This is a genomic window from Pseudomonas paraveronii (genome assembly GCF_963681955.1).
Classification (GTDB): Bacteria; Pseudomonadota; Gammaproteobacteria; order Pseudomonadales; family Pseudomonadaceae; genus Aquipseudomonas; species Aquipseudomonas paraveronii.
Genome location: NZ_OY817130.1, coordinates 3,169,745 through 3,189,218 on the forward strand (window position 1 = coordinate 3,169,745; position 19,474 = coordinate 3,189,218).

At 60.9% G+C, this 19,474-nt stretch carries 15 protein-coding genes and 1 pseudogene; 14 read left to right on the forward strand and 2 right to left on the reverse strand.

Annotated elements, in window-relative coordinates:
• Nucleotides 1-30 precede the first annotated feature (30 nt).
• The 10 genes from tssK (at nt 31) to U5A08_RS14460 (ending at nt 10,837) form a co-directional block, all read left to right on the forward strand.
• Nucleotides 31-1,413, forward strand: a complete 1,383-nt coding sequence (tssK, locus tag U5A08_RS14415) for a type VI secretion system baseplate subunit TssK (RefSeq protein WP_253395850.1) — start codon at nt 31-33, stop codon at nt 1,411-1,413.
• Nucleotides 1,410-2,078, forward strand: a complete 669-nt coding sequence (locus U5A08_RS14420; protein WP_253395853.1) for a DotU family type IV/VI secretion system protein — start codon at nt 1,410-1,412, stop codon at nt 2,076-2,078. The genes tssK and U5A08_RS14420 overlap by 4 nt, the downstream gene beginning before the upstream one ends.
• A complete protein-coding gene (locus tag U5A08_RS14425) occupies nt 2,078-6,016 on the forward strand; it encodes a type VI secretion protein IcmF/TssM N-terminal domain-containing protein (protein ID WP_321852117.1) in 3,939 nt (1,312 codons plus the stop codon). Before U5A08_RS14420 ends, U5A08_RS14425 begins: the two co-directional genes overlap by 1 nt.
• A gap of 213 nt (nt 6,017-6,229) precedes the next feature.
• On the forward strand, nt 6,230-6,790 hold the full coding sequence (locus tag U5A08_RS14430; RefSeq protein ID WP_321852119.1) for a nitroreductase family protein: 561 nt from the start codon (nt 6,230-6,232) through the stop codon (nt 6,788-6,790).
• Between the two features lie 126 nt (nt 6,791-6,916).
• On the forward strand, nt 6,917-7,504 hold the full coding sequence (locus U5A08_RS14435; protein ID WP_253395862.1) for a Spy/CpxP family protein refolding chaperone: 588 nt from the start codon (nt 6,917-6,919) through the stop codon (nt 7,502-7,504).
• A 30-nt stretch (nt 7,505-7,534) separates the two neighbouring features.
• Entirely contained in the window at nt 7,535-7,927 is a 393-nt protein-coding gene (locus U5A08_RS14440) for a hypothetical protein (protein ID WP_321852121.1), read from the forward strand.
• A gap of 50 nt (nt 7,928-7,977) precedes the next feature.
• Nucleotides 7,978-8,862, forward strand: coding sequence for a universal stress protein (locus U5A08_RS14445; RefSeq protein WP_253395866.1), 885 nt, complete (start codon nt 7,978-7,980; stop codon nt 8,860-8,862).
• Between the two features lie 44 nt (nt 8,863-8,906).
• The gene (locus U5A08_RS14450) at nt 8,907-9,596 is read left to right on the forward strand and encodes a phosphoribosyltransferase (protein WP_321852122.1); all 690 of its coding nucleotides are present in this window, start codon (nt 8,907-8,909) and stop codon (nt 9,594-9,596) included.
• Between the two features lie 189 nt (nt 9,597-9,785).
• Nucleotides 9,786-10,445, forward strand: a complete 660-nt coding sequence (locus tag U5A08_RS14455; RefSeq protein WP_253395869.1) for a c-type cytochrome — start codon at nt 9,786-9,788, stop codon at nt 10,443-10,445.
• A gap of 137 nt (nt 10,446-10,582) precedes the next feature.
• Nucleotides 10,583-10,837, forward strand: a complete 255-nt coding sequence (locus U5A08_RS14460) for an Lpp/OprI family alanine-zipper lipoprotein (protein WP_321852125.1) — start codon at nt 10,583-10,585, stop codon at nt 10,835-10,837.
• A gap of 242 nt (nt 10,838-11,079) precedes the next feature.
• Here the strand turns inward: U5A08_RS14460 and U5A08_RS14465 are convergent, their stop codons facing one another.
• Both U5A08_RS14465 and arcD read right to left on the reverse strand, forming a co-directional pair.
• Nucleotides 11,080-11,622 carry an Hsp20/alpha crystallin family protein gene (locus U5A08_RS14465; protein ID WP_253395871.1) on the reverse strand — a complete coding sequence of 181 codons (543 nt, stop codon included), beginning with the start codon at nt 11,620-11,622 and terminating at the stop codon, nt 11,080-11,082.
• A 78-nt stretch (nt 11,623-11,700) separates the two neighbouring features.
• A complete protein-coding gene (gene arcD / locus U5A08_RS14470; protein ID WP_321852128.1) occupies nt 11,701-13,191 on the reverse strand; it encodes an arginine-ornithine antiporter in 1,491 nt (496 codons plus the stop codon).
• Between the two features lie 431 nt (nt 13,192-13,622).
• Here arcD and U5A08_RS14475 point away from each other — a divergent pair, with 431 nt between their 5' ends.
• The 4 genes and pseudogenes from U5A08_RS14475 (at nt 13,623) to U5A08_RS14490 (ending at nt 19,455) form a co-directional block, all read left to right on the forward strand.
• The gene (locus U5A08_RS14475) at nt 13,623-14,822 is read left to right on the forward strand and encodes an acetate/propionate family kinase (RefSeq protein WP_253395872.1); all 1,200 of its coding nucleotides are present in this window, start codon (nt 13,623-13,625) and stop codon (nt 14,820-14,822) included.
• Nucleotides 14,823-14,846: 24 nt separating this feature from the next.
• On the forward strand, nt 14,847-17,348 hold the full coding sequence (gene glgP / locus U5A08_RS14480; RefSeq protein ID WP_321852130.1) for an alpha-glucan family phosphorylase: 2,502 nt from the start codon (nt 14,847-14,849) through the stop codon (nt 17,346-17,348).
• Between the two features lie 73 nt (nt 17,349-17,421).
• Nucleotides 17,422-17,574, forward strand: a pseudogene (locus U5A08_RS14485) (carbohydrate porin); the annotation flags it as partial.
• 231 nt (nt 17,575-17,805) lie between these two features.
• Nucleotides 17,806-19,455 carry a flavin-containing monooxygenase gene (locus U5A08_RS14490; protein ID WP_253395874.1) on the forward strand — a complete coding sequence of 550 codons (1,650 nt, stop codon included), beginning with the start codon at nt 17,806-17,808 and terminating at the stop codon, nt 19,453-19,455.
• Nucleotides 19,456-19,474 lie beyond the last annotated feature (19 nt).

Here is a 19,474-nt window from a genome sequence, read left to right on the forward strand (position 1 = left end):
TTTTCAATTTTTTGCCTGAAACCGAGCCCTATGAATATCGATCAGTTGTTGTATTGGCACCAGGGATTGTTCCTCCAGCCTCAGCATTTCCAACAGAACGATGCCCGTATCGAGCATCGTCTTGCCCGTACCACGGGGTTGAACCATCCTTACCCGTGGGGCCTGATCTCGCTGAAGATCAACGAACCCGCGCTGGTTGCCAAACAATGCCTGCTCGATCAATTGTCGGTGCGCTTCGCCGAAGGCACGTTGGCCGAATATCCGGGTAATGCGGTGCTCGAGTCGCGCAGCCTGGACCTGAGCGAATTCAGTGGCGGCCGCACGCTGTTTGTGGGGTTGCGCCGCTTGCTGCCAGGCGAAGTCAACGCGCAAGTGTTCGAGACCCTCTCGGCCGGTTCCCGGGCGGAAGCGCGGTTTATCGTGGCGGCTGACCCGGAAGTGATCGGTGACCGTCTCGGCAATTCCCCGGAAGCGCGGGTGAGGCCGATGTCCTATGTGTTGCGGCTGTTCTGGGAGGATGAGCTGGAGCATTTGAGCGCCTACGAGCTGCTGCCGATTGCCCGCCTTGAACTGGACGGCGATCGCGTCCGGCCGGCCCAGCGCTACGTGCCGCCGTCGATCAATCTGGCGGCATCGCCGATGCTCCTGCAAACCTTGCGTGAAGTCCGTGACGAACTGGTCGGCCGGGCGCGGCAGTTGTCGGTGTACAAGCAGCCGGGGGAGTCGCGGCGCGGCGATCTCGACGCTGCGCAGGTCAACCATCTGATGGCGCTGGCGGTACTGAATCGCTATGGCCCGTTGCTGACGCATTTGCTCGAAACACCGCAGGTTTCGCCATGGGAGCTTTACGGCACCCTGCGCCAACTTGTCGGTGAGTTGAGTCTGTTTTCCGATGTCTGCGACATGCTCGGCGAAACCCCGGATGGCCGTCTGTTGGTGCCGCCGTACAAACACGAGGAGGCGGGGGCCGCAACGATTGCACTGGTGGCCCTGATCGGCCAGCAGCTCAATGAAATCAGCATCGGCTCAGAGTTGTTGGTGCACCTGCAACTGCAGGAAGGTTTTTATCAGGCCCCATTACCAGACGCGTTTTTCGGCCCACGGCATCGTTACTTTCTGGTGGCGCGCAGTGTGGTCGATCCGGTGTGGCTGGCCGAGTGCCTGCCGATGGATGGCAAGCTCGGAGCGCAGAGTGTCATGCAAGGCCTGGTCAACCGCGCATTGCCCGGCGTCGAGTTGATCTACCTGCAGGTTCCGCCCCAGGGGCTGCCACGGGTGGCCGGCGCGTTGTACTTCCGCCTGGAAACGCTGAGCGATGGTTGGGAAACGCTACAGCAGGAGCGTCAGGCGGCGTTTTTCCTGCCCCAGCCGCCGGCTGACCTGAGTATCGACCTGGTGGTGGTGCGCACATGATCAATCCCCGCCTGGCCGACTGCTGGATGTCGAGTTTCGAGGCTGCCAAGCGCGGCTTCATTGATCCGGCACAGTCCTACGAGACGCTTGCGCCGGCGCTCATCGTGCTGCTCGATGGCGCGGCCAATCGGGCCCGCGAGCTGCATTTTGCCGAAGCCGAAGTGCGTGAGGCGTTGTTCGCGGTGGTCGCCTGGATCGATGAGGCGGCCATGTCTGGCGAATGGCCCGGGGCGGCAGAATGGCGGCGGGCGCCGTTGCAACGTCACTACTTTTCCACCAGTCGTGCCGGTGTCGAGTTCTTCCAGCGCCTGGAGGCATTGCCCGAGGCGGCGGTCGGTGCCCGCGAGGTCTTCGGCCTGGCCTTGCTCGGCGGCTTCCAGGGGCGCTACGCGACCCGTCCGGGTGGTGAGCTGGTGCAGTACCGTCGGCTCTGCCTGGAACGGATCATTCTCGATCGGCAGATGGTCCCGCTGGATGCCACCAGCCACCTCTTTGAACAACCCGAGGCGCAGCTGCCAACCCGCCTGCGTGTGGTGCGCCGGGGCTTGCCCGGTATTTCGTTGCTGCTGCTGATCGGGGTGCCCTTGATTCTGTTGACCGTGCTTTACATCAGTTTTGACCTCTCGCTGGGTCGACAAGTCAGCCAATTGCTGGAGATGCGCTGATGTTGAAGAAAGCAGGGGTGTTGTTGCTCTGGGCGGTGCTGCTGGTATGCATCGTGCTGTTGCTCTGGGGCCTGGCGCTCTACGAAAACTGGCCATTGTGGTACGTGCCGGTGATTTTCATCGTTGCGCTGTTGCTGGTTTTTTGCCTGCGTGGGGTCGGGCGGCGCTGGTATGCCTGGCGCTTGCGTCGGCGGATGAACGGCGAATTGCCCCAGAGTCGCGATGAAGCGCCGGCGCTTGATCAGGACTGGAACAGCGGCGTGCAGATGTTGCGCCAGTCGCGCCTGAGTCGATTGGGTTCACCGCTGTATGTGCTGCCCTGGTTCCTGACGCTGGGCGAGAGTGACAGCGGCACCCGGCGTTTGCTGGGCAACAGCGGGCTGACCTCGGCCTTGCGTTCGACCCACGGTGGAAAGCCGGCGGCCTCCACCGGGACCTTGGATTGGTGGTTCCTTGAGCGTGGCGTGATCATTGACCCCGCCGGGCGCATGGCCGAGGGCAACAGCGACGCTGGCCCGGAATGGCGGCGGTTGCTGTACTGGCTGTTGCGTTCGCGGCGCCGTGAACCCCTCAACGGTGTGCTGCTGGTGATCGACTGTCAGCGCTTGTTGAGCGATTCGGATGCGCGCCTGGCCGAGCAGGGGCACAATCTGCGCCGCCGCCTGGATGATCTGGTGAAGGTCTTTGGTGCCCGTTTGCCGGTGTATTTCATTATTACCGGTGCCGAAGCCTTGCCGGGCTTCACCCAATGGGCGTCCGCTCTCACACCGCCGCAACGTGAGCAGCCATTCGGCCTGCTCAGCCTGCAGCGCACGGGGGCGGCGCAGGTGTTTCTCGAAGAGATGTTCAGTGGGATTGGCCAGCGCCTGTTCGACCTGCGTATCGAGTTGGGCGTGCGTGGCCTGCCTGATGACGAGGCGTTCAGCCTGCCGGAGCGCATCGTTGATCTACGCTCGCGTCTCCAGCATCTGCTGTTGCCCGCGTTTGACGCCAACCCCTACAGCGAGTTGCCGCTGCTCTGCGGGCTGTTCCTCACGGCCAACGGGCAAGAGGCTGACGGCACAAGCGAAGGCTGGTTCAGTCATGAGTTGCTCGGACAGCAGTTGCCGGCGCAACGCCATGCCTATCAGCCCATCGACAGCTGGCATCGCTGGCGCCGACTGTTGGCCCATGCCGCGGTGCTTGGCTGGCTGGGACTGTGTGTCGGCTTTGGCGCCTTGCTGGTGTATGCCGACCACCACACTGAGGCAGTGCTCACCGAAGCGATGGACGAGCCGCCAGCGGCCGAGGACTTCGACGGCGGGCTGGAGACCGACCTGGATGCGCTGCGTCGCTTCCGCCAAGCGTTGATCAGCCTGTCTGCCCAGCAGCAGGGCGGCTGGCATGGTTTGCTGCCGTTCTCCCGGCATATCGAACAGGTCCAGGAGCATTACCGCTCTGACTACGTCAGGCTGTTCGACCGCGAAATACGCACGCCGGTATTCGATGGCGTCATTTCGCAAAACCTGCGCGGCGCGTTGAACAGCGGCGATCCACGCCTGATTGCCGCGTATGCCGAATACCTCGTGCGACGGATCAACCTGCTCGATGCCCGTCTGAACAATCAGTCGATGGATAACCTGCCGCTGCCGGGTTCCGAGGTGGGTTTCCTGAACTTGACCTACGGCTCCAAGCAAGCGACCAGCGCCGGGCAGTTGGTCACCCTGGGGAGCAGCTATCGCTCCTATCTGGAGTGGCAGACCGATATGGCGCAGATGCAAGGCCAGCGCGCGGCCTTGCTGGGCCAGCTCGAAAGCATGGGGCTTGAAGGGCGCCCCCTGACGTGGCTCAAAGCCTGGGCCGAACTGCAGGACAATCTGCCGCCGATCCGGCTGGCTGAATACTGGAGCGATAGCGATAACCCGGGGCTGAGTCTTTCCGGTGCCTATACGTCGCAAGGGCATACTGCGATTTTTGCTTTTATGGATGAACTCGGCCTCGCCAGCCGTGACAGCGCGCTGTGGGAGACACAGCGGGTGAAATTCCTCGATCAGTACCGAAGCGATACCCAGGATGCCTGGTATCGGTTTCTCCAGGGCAGCCTGCTCAGTGCGCAGACGCGCTTGAAAAATCGCGGTGATTGGCAACTGGCCCTGAGTGTCGTCGGTACGCCCAACGATCCGTTCCTGAAGCTGTTGCATCGCAGTGCCGAACGGTTCGCCCTGATCCCGGTCGAGCAACGCACACCTTGGGCGAACCGCGCGGTGTCGCTCGATCGCTTGCTTGAACTGGCCAGTAACAACGATCTGCATGCCGAGGCGGGGGCGCTGGGCAGTCTGAAAATCACCAATGCGCTAGGCGGCGATGTGCTCAAGGGCATGGCCAATGGCGGCTCGATCGAAGGCGGCGTCAATGGTTTGCGCGACGAGTTGACCCAAGCCCGCGCGTTGGCCAGGTTTCAGCAGTTGATGAAAGGAGTGGTGGCCGATCTGCAGAAAAGCGATGCGCAAGCGTTCCAGGTTGCCGTGGATACTTGGGGTTTCGGTGCCGATCCTGCGGTGAAGTCTGCGCCGCTGTGGGAAGCCGATAGCGTGCGCAGCGCCTTGATCCAGGCGCTGAAGGGTCCGGATCCGCGTGAAGATGTGGTCTGGTCGTTGGCGACCGGCCAGTTGGATTTCGCCTCGCATTACGCCTCCGAAGTGGCGGCCTGTCGCCTGCAAAGTGACTGGAGCGGGCAGTTGCTCAGTTCGATCCAGGGCGTGCAGGACCCGGTCATGCTTAACGAGCTGCTGTACGGCGAACGCGGTCAACTGCCGGCCTTTATGAACGGGGCGGTGAAAACCTTCGTGCAACGCGATGTGCAGCGCTACAGCGGACGGGAAGCGCTGGGTGTGCAAATTCCGTTGACCGGTGCGTTCTACGCTTATGTCAGTCGTATGCAGCATGCGCGCAACGATCTGCTCGGTGCCGAGCGACAGAGTCAGGCCCAGCAGGCCACCGAGCAGCAAAGCCGGCAGGCACTCGAAGCCGAGCAGAAAAGCCTGGTGGCGCAACGGGCTGAGCTCAAGCAGAGCATTGCCACACTGCAGGCCACCGCGGCCGTGGTGGAATTGTCCGCCGCGCCGTCACAGGTCAACCTCGGCGCCCGTTCGCTGCCCCAGCAGACGCGCCTGACGCTGCAATGCAGTGGCCGTTCGACGGTGCTGGATAACTTCAACTTTCCCACCAGCGCCAGCTTCGTCTGGGCACCCGGAGCCTGTTCCGATGTTGCCCTGGAGATCAGCTTCGCCAACTTCAAGCTGACCCGGCACTGGACCGGAGACCGGGCGTTCGTGGACTTCCTGCGGTTGTTCAACGGTGGGCAACACACCTTCAGCGCCGATGATTTTCCGAGCCAGCGTAACTTGATGGGCAGTGAGAACCTTATCGGCATTCAACTGACCTACCGCCAGGAAGGCGAACAGGTATTGATGGACAAGTACAGCCAGGCCGACCAATTGCAGCGCCAGGCCACCATCCTCGATGCACAGCTGAATGGCATCGCCGAACAGTTGACGGCGATGGATGCCCAGGCGGCCGCGACGAATGTCCGTCTGGCCGCCCTCGGTTCGCCCACCGAGCAGGGGGTCGCGAGTATTCAACCGCCGACCCAGATTGCCTGGTGCTGGACGCCCCGGCCCGTGGCAACAGGTCTGTCGGCAGGTGAAGGGATACGTTTGGATCTTGGCACCTATGGCAACGAGACGCGCTTGAAGAACCTTGAGGCGCAGTTGCATACCCTGGGCTTGACCAGTCGGCGCGAAGCCGCGCAGGGGATAACGGGTGACAAGGTGACGCGGTTGCTGGTGTTGGCGCTGCGTGACGACGCGGCGGCACAACGGACGATTCGCGACATTCTGCGCAAAATGGGCGTGAGCGCCACACTCGACAGTGCCGCCGCCAGTAAGGTCGACCTGTGATGAAGGGCTGGCGTGCTTCATTGGCGCTGCTGACCCGTCCTGGACTACTCGAAAATAGAGAAAGACATCAGCGTCGCCAACTACGAGAAGGCCATTCCCCGGCGACAGTCAGTGAACGCGTCGGCCGGGGTGTGACTTTGTTGATAAAAGTCAACCTGGCCGCAGGCACTTCAGAGAAGCATGCAAGTACCGTCGACGTGAGAGGAGAGCCCCATGAACGTAACCAAGGCAATCGCCGGCCGGCGCTCGACACGTGACTACACGCCAGAACCGGTCGATGAAAAACTCATTTTTCGCCTGATCGATGCCGCCGCCCAGGCGCCCAGCGCGATGAACCAACAGCCCTGGACGTTCACGGTGATCCGCGACCAGGCGCTGCTGGAGCGGATTTCCCGTGAAGCCCGGGCCTGGACGCTCGCCACCACGCCCGCCGGAACGCACTCCAGCCACTTCCAAGCGTTGCTCAGCGAGGAAAGTTTTCAGATTTTCTACCATGCGCCGGTCCTGGTGCTGATCTCGGGCAACGCGCCCAATCAGTGGATTGTCGAAGACTGTGCCTTGGCGGCCGAGAACCTGATGCTCGCGGCGCATGCCGAGGGGCTCGGGACGTGCTGGATCGGTTTCGCCCAAGGCTTTCTGAATACGCCGCAGGGTAAGCAGGCGCTGGGCCTGCCCGCCGAGTGGACGCCCGTGGCACCGATTATCGTGGGGCATCCGAAGTCGGTGCCTGCGCCCATCGTTCACAAGGCCCCAGAGATCCATTGGATAGGCTGATGCGCCAGGCAGGGCTACCGTTGATCCAGCGGCTGGCCGGTATCTCGGTTTTCTGACGTGGATCAGATCGCCCGCCAGGCGGGCTCCTATGCTCGGATTGAACCCACGATGTTGAGATGAGTTGAAATGAAAAAATCACGCTTGATGGGTCAGTGCTTGTTGATCGCGGCCAGTGCTCTGCTGTTGCCGTCCACTGGCGCCTTTGCCAACCCTGCGATGCCAGGGCCAGGGCCGGGCGGCATGTTCCATCACGCCTCGAGTTTCGATTGGGTCAAGCATACGCAGCAGACCCTGGACGAACTCAAGGGCAAGCTCAGTCTCAAGCCGGAGCAAATGCCCGCCTGGGAAACCTGGGCCACGGGCGTCATCGCAGACGCCAATCAGCAAATGGAAAAAGGCAACGCAGCCGATACTGACAAGGCGAGTGCCAGACAAGCGCTGAAGGACGAAACCACGCCGCAAAGAATGGCAAAAGGCATAGAGCGCCTGCGGGCGCAAACCACTTGGATGCAGGCGAAACTGGTCCGTCTGGACGCTGCGCAGGCACGCACGCAAACCTTTTATGACGCCCTCGATGCCCCGCAAAAAACCATCTTCGATCTGTTCTGGACCGTGATGCACCACCGGGTCGCCGATCAGGACGGTTGGCAGATGCCCATGCACATGGCATGGCCGCAAGGGTGCGGCGCGTCCGGCCAGATGGACCAACCGTAACGCTACTCGCGATCCTCCTGGGTAAACATCATGAACAGTGACTCGGTAAAACAGTGTGTGCTGACAGGGTTCATCCTGTTCGCGGTCGCCGTTGCATTGCCGGCGCATGCCGCGCCGCACGGCGGCGGTCATGGGGGCGGGCCAGGCTGGTGGGGCTTTGGTCTCGGCCTGGGGTTGGGTTGGGAAGCCGCGCGGATCGCCACCCCGTATTACTACCCGACGTACCCGGTTTATTACTATCCCGCCCCGGCTTACTACTACCCACCCAGCCCGCCGACGGTGGTGGTCGAGCCCCCGCCCGGCGCGACCGCGCCATCTGCCTGGTACTACTGCGATTCGGCCAACGGCTATTACCCGACCGTGCGCCAGTGTCCTGAGGGATGGCGCATGGTTCCCGCGACGCCGCCAGGGCCTATACGTTAAGTCCCTCTTACGTGTGGGTTGTGCTTTTCATTCCTCTCTGGAGCCCGATCATGAGCCAATACAAACGCCTGTTACTGATCATCAACCCCGCCCTGCGTGATTCCCCGACGATCAGCCATGCGGCCGCCCTGGCCAAGGCCAGTGGCGCGAGCTTACATATTGCTGCGCTGACAACACCGTTGGACATCCTGTCGCTACTGGCCGAAGACGTGCGAGAAAAGGCCCGGGCCAGCTACCTCCAAGACCACCGCGACTGGCTGGACAACCAAACCAACAATCTGCGCGCGCTGGGGCTCGACGTGACGTCGCAGGTGACCTGGGCCTCTGACCTCAAGCAAGACATCCTGGATTACGTCACGGAGACGCAGCCCGATCTCCTGATCAAGCAAGTGCAGCACGAGTCGGCGCTCAAACGCGCGTTCTTCACCCCGCTGGACTGGCAGTTGCTGCGCGAGTGCCCGATTCCGGTCTATCTGGTCGGCGGTGGCGGCCATGCGTTGCCGCGCATCGTGTTGGCAGCGGTTGATGTGGCGGATGCTCAACAGGTAAACGGCGCGTTGAACCAACGTATCATTGAGCAGGCCACCAGCCTGGCGCTGCAATGCGATGCCGAGCTGCACCTGCTGTATGCCTGTGATATGTCCGCGATCTACATGGGCGACATGGGCGGCATGGCCCTTTCCAATCTCAGTAAGGAACTGGCGAGTACCGAGAAAAACAACCTTCTCGAACTGGCGCGAAACTATGGCGTCCCTTCCGATCGTCATCACTTCGTGTTGGGTAACCCCGTCGCGGTGTTGAGTCAATTCGCCAAGGAACATTCGGTGGATGTGATCGTGATGGGCCGGGTCCAGTACCACGGCATCGAGAAGCTGCTGGGCAGTACCACTGAACACATCCTCTACCAGGTGCCGTGCGGTGTGCTGGCGGTCTAGGACCGTAAACGTCCTGTGCAATGAAACGACAGATGAGGTGCCCCATGACTCATAGCCCTTCGCTGCAAACGCTCTGGCAGGATCGGTCGGTGGCCGGACAAGGTCTGGTGGAACCGCTGCTCAGATACGCCCGTCGCCCCGATGTCATCATCCTCGCCGTGCCGCGGGGTGGCGTCCCTGTGGCGTATGAGGTGGCCACTGCCTTGCACGTGCGTCTGGACCTCCTCGTAGTACGCAAGCTCGGCATTCCATCCCAGCCCGAGTTCGCCATGGGCGCCATCGCCAGTGGCGGTATCCACCTTCGCAATGAAGAGGTGCTGCGGGCTCATTCGATTGATCAAGGCAGCTATGACGCCGTGGTCGCCCAGGAAACGCGTGAGTTAACGCGCCGTGAACAGGTTTACCGCGGCACGCGGGCGCCGTTGCAACTGAAGGATCAGGTGGTCATCCTGATCGATGACGGCCTGGCCACGGGGGCCTCGATGCGCGCCGCGATCCAGGCGGTGCAGTTGCAGGCCCCGGCGCGTATCGTCGTGGCGGTGCCGGTCGCGCCGCTGGATACGGTGGAGACCCTGCGCTGCATCGTCAATGAAGTGATCTGCCCGTTGATTCCTGAGCGGATGATGTCCATCGGTTACTGGTACTCGAGTTTCCCCCAGACCACCGATGAAGACGTCATTGAATTATTGCAGCGGGCCTGGCAGCGCGAATCGGCGGAAGGACGCTCGGTGTAGACGCGTCGCGACCTGTGAGCCTTACACGCCGAACGGAAAGGTTTCGTCTTCGGGTTCCCAGACAGTGCAGCGCCTCATTAATCGAGTTACACCCCGCCCCAGGCGAATCATTGAGTTTTGTCAATAAAGCCTGCACGGCCTTGAGCGAAGGTGTCTGGACCCGGTACGCGCTGGCGACCGACGCTGCTCATGGAGGCTTGTGATATGAGGTGCTCTATCAACCGATCACACCTGACGCTTGCCCTCTGTGCTGTGGTCCTTATGGGCTGTTCCGGCACCCGCGATCGGGCAGCGCAAAACACCGCGTCCATGCCCGCGCTTGCCTTGGTAAACGACGTGTGTTCCCTGTGCCATGGGCTGACGGGGGAGTCGGTCGCGCCGCTGTTTCCTAAATTGGCCGGCCAGCAAAAAGACTACCTGAAGCAGCAGTTGACTGATTTCAAAGGCCATGTGCGCATGGATAAAGCCTCGATTCAGTACATGTGGGGCTTTACCCATTTGACCGAATCGCAGATCACTGAACTGGCGGACTATTTTTCAAAACAGCGGCCCATGCAAGCAGAAGCCGAAACGCCTGACGCGCGGGGCGAATTGATCTTTCGCCACGGCGTGCCTGAATCCGGCATCGCACAGTGCAGCGCCTGCCATGGCGCCGAAGGCCGGGGCCATGGCCAGACCCCGCGCGTGGCAGGTCAGCATGCCGCCTACCTGATTCGCCAGATCCAGGTGTTTCAACAGGCCGACCTGCGTGAGCGGGGTGATCTGACGAGTCAGATTGCGCATACGTTGTCGGACGCCGATAGCGAGGCTGTCGCACGTTACATGGCGCGGCTGGGTACGACGGAATAAGGACGGGGTGTCGCTCGCTGAGTGCTGTGCGTGAATGTTGGTCGAAAGTTGACAAAAATCAGTGCCCCGCATCGACGGCGCCGGATACTGGAACCGTAGCCGGAGCTTTCCAGCTACGACCCTCAAGGAGAATACCCATGAATATGCGTTTACCCGTAGTGTTGCTCAGCGTCCTCATGGCGCTGTCGGCTGGTTGCAGTAACAAGCCGGCCAAAGAAGTGGATGCACGCCTGGACGCCGCCCAAAGCACCGCGCTGTCGGCACAAGCAAGGGCTGATGAAGCCTACTCGAAAGCCGAACAGGCGGCGGCTGCGGCCAATCAGGCGCAACAGACGGCCGATCAAGCCAATGAGCGCGCCAGCCGGATGCTCGAAAAGGCAAGCCGCAAGTAGTGAACGGTTGCAGCACCCGACACGTCGTCGGGTTTGCTGCCAGGCAGTCGCAGGGTTGCCAGCAACGCGTGCCGGGCAGGGGAGGAGACGTCATGAATACCGTCCCACGACTGCCGCCAATCATCCCGCCCCGTGACGATCAATGGGCAGGACATCTGGCGCCTGAGCGCCTTCCAATGAACCGCGGCAGATAAAAAAAGCCCCTTGTCGGTTTCCCGCCAAGGGGCCGTGCAGCCCGGAATTCACTCGCCTTTGATGGGCACGACTTTGTCGGCTTTCATGGCTTCAGGCTTTTTCGGCAACGAGATGCTCAGTAGGCCTTTACTGAACCTCGCGTCGATCTTGTCGGCGTCAATACCTTTGGGCAGGTTGAATACCCGTTCGAAGGAACCGTAGTGACGTTCGCTCAGGTGGTAGCCTTTGCGTTTTTCTTCCTTGTCCTCGTGTTTCTCGCCTTTGATGATCAGGCTGCCGTTGGACAGTTTGATCTCAATGTCTTTCTGATCCATGCCGGGGACTTCGGCGGTGATTTCGTAGCTTTTTTCTTTCTCGGTGATGTCCACGGCAGGCATGCCATGGCCGATCAGCTCGCGACGCCAGAACGGTTCAACGTCGAACAGCCCGCGACCGAAGGGCGACAGGCTGGTACCGCGATTGAAGTCATCGAACAGGTGGTCGACCTGTTGCCGCAGTTTTTCCAGCGGTCGCCACAGGTCAGTCGTCATGGCGTGCTGGTCGGCTTTGTGTTCGGCAGTGACCGGCATTTTTTTTGCGGAATTGCTCATCTTTCGGTACTCCTCTTCAGATAGAAGGCAGGCAGCAGAACGCTCTCTGCGCGGCCCGCCAGGACAGAACACGGGGCCTTACATGGTCAGCGTCCCCGACCACAGCATCCAGCCGGCATACGCCGCAGCCGCCCAGATAATGATCAACAGGCCGGTCTCAGGGCCGCTGAGCGGTAGTCCCTGACGGGCGCGCAGGGTGCCCAGGTAGATCAACGAACCGGGGGCGTAGAGGAGGGCGCTGAGCAGCATGTATTTAGGCCCGGCGGCGTAGAGCAACCATACGCAATACAGCGTGGCGACTACCGCGATGGCCATGTCGCGCAGTTGCAGGCCGCGATGGCCGGCGTAGGTGTCACCCTTCCAAGTCAACTTCAGCGCATACAGACCGCTGAACAGGTACGGCAACAGAATCATCGAGGTGGCCAGGGAGATCAGCGCCAGATAGCTGGCGCTCGAATACAAGGTCAGCAGCAGGAACAACTGAATGCAGCCGTTGGTCAGCCACAGCGCATTGGCCGGCGCGCCTTGGGTGTTTTCCACGCCAAGCGCGACAGGCATGACCTTTTCCTTGGCGGGGGTGAACACCGACTCGGCCGCCAGCAGCGTCCAGGCGAGCAGGGCTCCGCCGACCGAAACGATCAGGCCGATGCTGATCAGCACCGCGCCCCACGGCCCGGCGGCGGCCTGCAGTACGCCAGCCATCGACGGGTTTTTCAAGGCCGCGAGTTCCGGTTGTTTGAGAATGCCCAGCGACAGCAAGGACACCGCAATCAGCAGCAACAGCGTGATGACAAAACCGATTACCGTGGCCCGCCCGACATTGACACGCTCCGCCGCCCGGGCGGAAAACACGTTGGCGCCTTCGATCCCGATAAACACCCAAACGGTGACCAGCATCGTGCTTTTGACTTGATCAAGCGTACTGCCCAATGCCGGCGAGCCCCAGAAGTCGACAGTGAACGTTTCACGCTGGAACGCGGCGATCACCAGGCCGATGAACAACAGTAACGGCACGATCTTCGCGACAGTCGTCAACGCATTGGCCCGCGCAGCGGTGCGCAAGCCCTTGAGGATCATCCAGTGCAACGACCACAACACCACCGACGCACCGACGATTGCCGCCTTGTTATTGCCTTCGCCAAACACCGGGAAGAAGTAACTCAGCGCAGCGAACAGGATCACCAGGTAACTGACGTTGCCGATCCAGGCACTGATCCAGTAACCCCAGGCGGAGTTGAAACTCAGGTATTCGCCACCCAGCGCTCGCGCATAGGCAAACACACCGTTGTCCAACGCGGGCTGGCGGTTGGACAAGGTCTGATAGACCAGCGCCAACGACAACATGCCGACGCCCGTGATCACCCAACCAATCAGAATCGCGCCGGCGCCAGCACTGGCGGCCATGTTTTGCGGCAGGCTGAAAATACCGCTGCCGATCATCGAACCGACCACCAGGGCAATCAACAAGCTCAGCGACAAGCGCTTGGGTTCTACCTTGCGCAGACTGCCTGCCACGGGTTGGGCCGCCGGCGGGACGATCGGTTGAGTGCCTTGCAGATGCGTAGCCATGATGAACCTCCACGAAAACGTGAGTTTCTGCACCGTCGAATGCGAGGGTGCGACTGCTGCGTCTAATTTCTGCGCGAAGGGGCTGGGTTTGATTGATTTAGATCAGATGTAAGTGTCTGCGGATCAGTCGCAATACTTAACTGATTGAATTGTTTTCAAAAAACATTTTTTCGCGGGTGTTTTCGTCGTTAAACGCCAAAGTGTTGTTCGTCAATGATATTGATGCGCCAGGAAAGCGCTGAACCGTAACGGGAACGTTTTATTGAGGAAGATCAAGCCGCCGCGCCCCGTGGATGCCAGGATAAGGCCAACCTGGGGCAAGGTTCCCTGTAACCTCATCGAGTGTCGAGGCGGCCCATGATGCGAGCATTACGGTTACTGCTTGGCGGCTCCCGTCAGGCCGTGGATTCCCCGGCGTTGTGGAGCCGCGCATGATGGATGCCCCTTGCCCGGCGTTGTTGGTGCTGAATGCGGGCTCTTCGACCCTCAAGTTTTCCCTTTACTTCGTGGCGGCACCAACGGTCCATTGCCTGGGCAGCGGCATGATTGAAGTGCGCCAGGGCAGGGCAACGCTGGTGTATCAGGCCCCAGGATCCGAGGCCGAACATCAGGAGCAATGGCGCGCCGACAGTTGCATGGACGCAGTTTCCCTAGGCAACCTGATGCGTTGGCTGGGCAGCAACCGCCAATGGCAGATTGTCGGCGCGGCGCATCGAGTGGTGCATGGCGGCGCCCGTCGGGAAGTGGCTGCGCGGGTCGATAGCGCGCTGATCGACGAGATACAACGACTGATTCCAATGGCGCCCTTGCACCAGCCCCTGTGCCTGGCACCGATTCTCCATGTGGCCCGCGAACATCCCGAGCTGCCTCAGGTGGCCTGCTTCGACACGGCCTTTCACCACACGCTCGATCCGCTGGAAACCCTGTATGGCCTGCCCAGGGCACTGAGCGAGGAGGGCCTGCGGCGTTATGGCTTCCATGGCTTGTCCTACGAGTACATCGCCGGGGTCCTGGCCGATTATGATCCGCGCGCGGCCACCGGGCGCACCCTGGTCGCCCACCTGGGCAACGGTGCCAGCCTGTGCGCGATGCGTAACCGGATCAGTTGCGGCACCACCATGGGTTTTTCCACCCTGGACGGACTGTTGATGGGCACCCGCCCGGGCAACCTCGACCCCGGAATCGTGCTGTTTCTGCTGCGCGAACGCGGCATGAGCGCGGAGGCGGTCGAACACCTGCTGTACCACGAGTCCGGATTGCTTGGCGTGTCTGGCGGTGTGGCGAGTGACATGCGCACGCTGCTGGCCAGTCATGCCGAGGGGGCCGCGCAGGCCATCGAGTTGTTTGTACGGCGTGCCGTCAAGGAAATCGGGGGGCTGGCCGCAGTGCTGGGCGGGCTCGACGCGTTGGTGTTCACCGGTGGCATTGGCGAACATGCTCCCGCCGTGCGTGACGCGATTCTCGACGGTTGCGCCTGGTTAGGCGTAACCCGCAACCACGAGCATCCCACCGGAGCCTGCCTGACGACGCCGGACAGCCAGGTATCCGCCTGGGTCATTAGCACTGATGAAAATGCAGTCATCGCTCGACACAGCCTGGCCTTGCTGCCAGCGCCGAGCGAGGCGCTTTAGCCACTATCGCCTTGAGGTGTCGACGTGTATGCATTCTTGCCACGCGAACTGCCAGAGCAGTTGCGCGCATTGACCGAGCTTGCGCTTAACCTGCGCTGGACCTGGAACCATACGCTCGACGAGCTATGGAAAAGCATCGACCCGCTGCTGTGGGAGCGCACCCATAATCCCTGGCTGATACTGCAGAACACATCGCCGCACCGGCTTGAAGAACTCTGTCGAGATGCGACGTTCTCGCAAACCCTCGCGCACGCCATCGAAGAGCATCGGCACTACCTCAGTGAGCCGGGTTGGTATGCGCAGCAGAAAACCGCTGGCGATTCCAAACGGATCGCCTACTTCAGCATGGAGTTCGGCCTGAGCGAGGCGCTGGCGCTCTACGCCGGCGGGCTCGGTGTGCTGGCCGGGGATTACCTGAAGACGGCAAGCGATATGGGGGTGCCGATGATCGGAGTGGGGTTGCTCTATCAGGAAGGCTATTTTCGACAAACCATCGACGCGACGGGGCGCCAGCAGGAGGCCTACCCCTATAACGACCCCACCAGCCTGCCGATCCAGCCGGCGTTTGGGCATGACGGCGCCTGGTTGAAAGTCCCCTTGGCGCTTCCCGGCCGTACCCTGTTTTTACGCGTGTGGCAGGCCATCGTCGGGCGTACCAGCCTGTACCTGCTGGACAGTAATGATTTGCTCAATGGCGCCAGCGACCGTGGCATCACCTCGAAGTTGTACGGCGGCGGTTCGCAGATGCGCTTGCTGCAGGAAGTGGTGCTTGGCATTGGCGGCTGGGCCGCACTCGACGCATTGGCGATCAGTGTCGATGTGTGCCACCTCAACGAAGGTCATGCTGCGCTGCTGGTGCTGGAGCGTGCCCGGCGCTTCATGCACCAGCACGGCACATCGTTCCACGAAGCCTGGTGGGCGACGCGGGCAGGTAACGTCTTTACCACCCACACGCCGGTGGCGGCGGGTTTCGATGTGTTTCCCGCGGCACTGGTACTCAAGTATGCCCGAGGCTATCTCGACGACTGCCACCTCTCTTCGCGCGAACTGCTGGCGCTGGGCCGACGCAATCCGTTGGACGATGATGAACCCTTCAACATGGCTTTTCTGGCACTGCGCGGGTGCGCTCAAGCCAATGGCGTGAGCCGGTTGCACGGCGAGGTCAGCCGCCAGCTATTTAGCGATCTGTATCCCCGTTGGCCCGTCCAAGAGGTACCGGTGGGGCATGTCACCAACGGTGTCCATGTCTCGTCCTGGGACTCAATGTGGTCGGATCATCTATGGACCACAAGCTGCGGCAAGGAACGTTGGCGCGGCGCGGTCGAATTGCTGCCGGCGACGGTCGCCAACAATGACGACGAGGCCTTGTGGAACATGGCGGCCGAGCAACGCCGCGACCTGGTGAACTATGCGCGCAAGCGCCTGGCCTGGCAGCTTGAGCAGCGTGACGAGTCGGCGCAGCAGGTGGCGCAGGCCGCGCAGGTACTTGACCCTAACTGCCTCACCCTCGGGTTTGCACGACGCTTCACCGACTATAAGCGCCCGAACCTGCTGCTGCATGACAGCGACCGCCTGGCGCGGCTGTTAACCAACGAACAGCATCCGGTACAACTGCTCATCGCCGGCAAGGCTCATCCCGCCGACGAGCAGGGCAAGCAACTGATCCAGGCATGGCTCGACTTCGTGCATCGCCCGGGGCTGCGCCGGCATGTGGTGTTCCTGGAAGACTATGACTTGGAAATGGCCCAACACCTGGTGCAGGGCGTCGATGTCTGGATCAACACCCCGCGTCGGCCGTGGGAAGCCTGCGGCACCAGCGGCATGAAGGTGCTCGTCAACGGCGGCTTGAACCTCTCGGAACTCGATGGCTGGTGGGCGCAAGCGTACCAGCCCGCCTATGGCTGGGCGATCGGGGATGACGCGCCGAGCAATGACGACGTCGACGCCGAGCGCTTGTACGGCCTGCTGGAAAACGAGGTAGTTCCCACGTTCTACGCACGCGATGCACAGGGTATTCCAAGGGACTGGGTGCAACGCATGCGCGCCAGCATGTCGCAACTGGGGCCGTACTACAGCAGCAATCGCATGCTGCAAGAATACCTGGAGCATCTTTACCAGCCGGCGATCCAGGCGTTTAGACGCCGCCGCGAGGATAACGCGGCACTGGCACGCACGCTCCACGCCTGGCAGAAAGGGTTGGTGTCGGCATGGGGCAATATTCATTTCGGCACGGTCGAGGGGCATCGCGACGGCGACTGTCTGTGCATCCGCGTGCCAGTCTATTTGGGTGAAGTCTCGCCTCAGTGGGTCAAGGTGGAACTCTATGGGGGACTGTGCGGCGAGTATCCCGCAGAGTGCCTGCTGATGAATGCCGTCGATGTGATTCCGGGTGCGATCCAGGGTTATATCTATTCCATTTCGGTCGCCACGATGCGCCCGCTGGAGCACTACACCCCACGGGTTCGCGCCTGGCACCCGGAGGCCTTTGTGCCGGCGGAAAACCCGTTGATTGCGTGGCAGCGTTGAGGCGGATGCAGCCTTGCGACGCGCCTATTGCCAGTCGGGGCAACATCGGCACGTGAGGCTTTTCACGCAAGGCCTTCTCACACGCCCGGAATTGCGAGTGTTCGCAAGCTTCATGAACTGGTCTTCCGATCTGGACAAATACACGACCTCTGACACCTTCGGCAGGACGGACTTCAAGGCCGGAGGTGTATGGCAATACGGGGTACAGATGGAAACCTGGTTTTAATGTTCGGACGCTCCGGCCCACGCGCCTTCAGCGCGGCGGTCGGGTTGCGTCGCGCCCATCTGTCGTCGGCCTCGACGAAGCCCGGTTCGTTACACCGGATTGTTCAAGCTATTCACCCTTTCCTTCAAGAGTAAAACGCGCCTTGGTTGTTATCGTTTATTCGTGCCTTAAGCGTTGCCTGGCAGCAAATAAGTAACGGCAAATATAAACATAACAATATGAGGCTTCAAAATGAGTGCTCAATCTAAACTCACCTCTGCGTCTACCGACAACGGCAAAGTCACGTACCTGGACGCAATGGTGATTGGTGCAGGGGTAGCTGGCCTCTACCAGTTGTATCGACTTCGTGAGATGGGCTTGACGGTCCGCGCCTACGATGCGGCTTCCGGAGTTGGCGGCACATGGTATTGGAATCGTTACCCCGGTGCGCGGTTTGACTCTCAGGCAGAAATTTATCAGTACTGGTTCTCTGAAGAACTCTATAAGTCCTGGCAACCCACCGAGCGATTCCCTGCTCAGCCCGAAACGGAGCAGTGGCTGAACTTTGTCGCCGATCGGCTGGACCTCAAGAAAGATATCCAGTTCAGCACCCGCATCGCTGCGGCTCTCTTTTGCGAGGAGAGCGGGAGCTGGAGGGTGATAACCGAGGCCGGTGAAACGATCAATACCCAATACCTGATCTCTTGCTGCGGGATGCTGTCCGCTCCACTGTCCGATCGGTTCCCCGGCCAAACCAACTTCAGCGGCCAGATTTATCACACCGGTCTGTGGCCAAAAGATCCCGTGGACTTCAACGGCAAACGTGTGGCCGTGGTGGGCACTGGCGCCACCGGTATTCAGGTGATCCAGACCATCGCTCCGTCGGTGGGATCGATGAAGGTCTTCGTGCGTACCCCGCAGTATGTGATTCCGATGAGGAACCCTAAATACAGCAAAGAAGACTGGGAAAAGTGGGGCACACAATTCCACCAACTCAAGAAGCGCGTGCGAGAAACTTTTGCCGGTTTCGACTACGACTTCGACGCCGGCCCCTGGTCCGAGAAAACCCCTGACGAGCGACAAGCCGTGCTTGAGCAACTCTGGGAGGATGGTTCTTTGGCCATGTGGCTGGCTTCTTTTCCCGAGATGTTCTTTGACGAACAGGTCAATGAAGTCGTGTCGGAGTTCGTGCGCATCAAGATGCGTGAGCGTCTGCAGTCGAGGCCAGATCTCTGCAATCTACTGATCCCAACCGACTATGGCTTCGGCACCCATCGCGTACCGCTGGAAAGCAAGTACCTTGAAGTCTATCTGCAACCCAACGTCGAGGCGGTCGACTGCAAGCAGTCACCGATCGAGCGCATTGTGCCGCAGGGGATCCAGACCGCGGATGGAAAGATTCACGAGGTAGATATCATCGTACTGGCCGTGGGTTTTGATGCAGGCTCCGGCGCACTCAGCCGGATCGACATTCGAGGGCGCGACAACCGGTCGTTGAGGGAGCAGTGGAAACAAGAAATTCGCACATCGATGGGCCTGCAGATTCATGGCTACCCCAACCTGTTCACAACAGGTGCGCCGTTGGCACCGTCGGCTGCACTTTGCAACATGACTACTTGCCTGCAGCAGCAGGTGGACTGGATCACGGGATGCATTGAGTTTGCCATCCAGCACGGCAAACAAGTCGTGGAAGCCTCCAAAGCGTTCGAGGACAACTGGGTACAGCATCACGACGAGACTGCGGCGAAGACCTTGGTCGTCAAGACCGACTCTTGGTACATGGGCTCCAACGTCGACGGGAAACCACGCCGACTTGTGTCGTATATCGGCGGTGTCGGTAATTATCATCGCCGATGCGACGAAATAGCCGCACAGGGTTACCCAGGCTTTGAAATGGCCTGAAGTCGAACGACTGCTCACG